The sequence below is a fragment of the Succinivibrio dextrinosolvens DSM 3072 genome (genome assembly GCF_900167015.1).
GTDB classification, from domain to species: domain Bacteria; phylum Pseudomonadota; class Gammaproteobacteria; order Enterobacterales; family Succinivibrionaceae; genus Succinivibrio; species Succinivibrio dextrinosolvens.
The window spans coordinates 1-2,179 of sequence record NZ_FUXX01000085.1 but is presented as its reverse complement, the minus strand read 5'-3'; the positions used below and the strand labels follow the sequence as shown (position 1 = coordinate 2,179).

General features: G+C 38.1%; 1 protein-coding gene. It reads left to right on the top strand.

The features are described from left to right. Nucleotides 1–204: 204 nt before the first annotated feature. Nucleotides 205–1,629, top strand: coding sequence for a transposase (locus tag B5D46_RS11875; protein ID WP_078929634.1), 1,425 nt, complete (start codon nt 205–207; stop codon nt 1,627–1,629). Nucleotides 1,630–2,179: the final 550 nt, after the last annotated feature.

Below are 2,179 nucleotides of genomic sequence, written 5' to 3'. Positions count from 1 at the left end.
GGTTTAAAACTGCAGTTGGAAATTCATTTCAGATTTCTATAAAGATGTAATCCTTAGGAGATTAACCGCGTATATAGTTCTGGTCACATTTGAATGGAAAAATTTAAGGCGGAAACTCTTTGACAGAGCTCCGCCTTTTGCAATTCTCTCTTAGGTAAAATTTAAATTGCAAAAAAAAACATCAAACCAAAGGAGAGACTGCAAATGAATACTACCAATAATCTCACAACCTTTGCAAATGAAATTAATAAGGTTTTAGTAGGTTTGGACTTGGCGTCAAAAGAAATTCAGTTAAGTCTTGCAGACTTAGATGGAATTGAACACGATTTCAAACTTAGTCCAAAAAATTTCTTTAAGTACATCACTGAACCTGCTAATCAGAACTATGTTTTTGCAATGGAAGCCTGTGGCGGTTCAAACTACTGGGCAACTCTTATACAAAGACTTGGTGCTGAGGTATATATCTTTCCTGCAAAATCCTGTCGAAATCATAACTGCAGCAAGAACAAGGATGACAGAGGTGATGCTCGTGGGGTCAGGAATGCCTTGTTAATTTATAAAAACTATCCTGAATCAGCAACCTTTAAGCCATGCATAATCAGAGATGAGATGAACCGACAGGAGATGTTTCTGGTTAAAAGCTATTCAGATATTAAAAGCAATATCACAGCCACAAACAGAAATCTGATAGCCTTCCTCAGAGAGCAGGATGCACTTAAAGGTTACAGCTATGAGATGACACCATCTCAGACCATAAGACGCATCAGAGACTTTATCAGTGAATATGAACATTGTAAAAACAAGGTAAGCGGACTTTGCAGTTATCTGGAACGGCAGTGTGCAATGCTTGAGATGTATGCCATCAGCCTTGCAGGAATCGAGAATGAATTCTTTGAAATATATGCCAGCACCCACCATAGCTGTGAGAAATATCTGTCGGTACGTGGCGTAGGTGTTCCGCTAGCTGTGGCGGTAAGTGTTTATACTCAGGATAACTTTGACAGATTCAGAAATGCCAACAGCTTCGTCTCGTTTATGCAGTTAGTGCCAGTGCATCACGGCACGGGAGGCAAGAACAAGGTTGGTAAACACTCCCCAGAGGGAAATAAGATTTTAAAGGCGCTTTTCTATGAAGGCGGTAACTCTCTCGTAGTAGCGCATAACAAACTCATTTCCAATAATAAGTTTGATGACAAGAAACTAGACTTAAAGGACAAGCGTCTTAAGATTGCATATGCCAAGGATATAGCCAGACAAATCTTTAAGGTGGCAACTGATGCTCTTCTTAAATCTGAACCAGCTCAAAAACTGAAAAATGATCCTGCTCAATGCAATACCTCGTCAGAAATTGATCTTTCAACATCAGATAAAAAGATCGCACGAAACAAAATCAGTAAATTCAGATCGAAGTTAAAGAAACTTGAAAACAGTATTCGCTCAGCGCTTGTTGATCCGGTTCTTTATGAGTTTTTAAAAGACACAGCCGAAGAACATCTGCAATCACTTTTGAACAGTATAAAACTCAAGGTAAATGAAAGTACCCCCTGGCAGAACCAGATTATTGCAGAGATAAAGAGTGGCGCAGGATATAACGAAGACAGCTCAGTTTATGAGGCAGCTTTGGACTAACAGAAAGAATTAATTTAACCGTACAAAAATATTTAAATCATTTTGATCATCACCGACAAGATCGCTCCTAGGAGAAAGCCATAACTTAGTTAAACGCAGACAATCAGAGCCTGATTTGTTTTTTAACAAACTTCTCTGTTTTTAAATTGAAATCGTAAGTATGGCTAAATGGCTGAAAGGCACAAGCTCGTGGCAATAAAAATGGTCTTTACCAAAATATTGCAAAAACACATTATATAGAAATCGCGTAAAAGGATCGGCAGTGACAGTCAGAATCAGAACAACAGGGATAAACGCTATAGCAATAACCTAACACCATGTTTTAATCAATTGATCCTACACATGTCTGCCGTTGCAGATAGTTTTATTATTGTCTGAAAAACATCAAAACAATGATAAAATCTCATACTGTAAAATTAGGTGTTAATCCTGTTAGGATAAGGGATTAAAGCAGATTAAAGCAGATTAAAGGATAGCGAAAGTTTGAAGCCTGTCAAAAGTTCTGCGAACACTGAGAAAAGCTCTTGACCTGCGCCTATTCTCTATATAG

Bases quoted from the DNA above. Each gene is read 5' to 3' on its own strand.
- B5D46_RS11875 (WP_078929634.1), top strand. From the start codon at position 205: ATGAATACTACCAATAATCTCACAACCTTTGCAAATGAAATTAATAAG.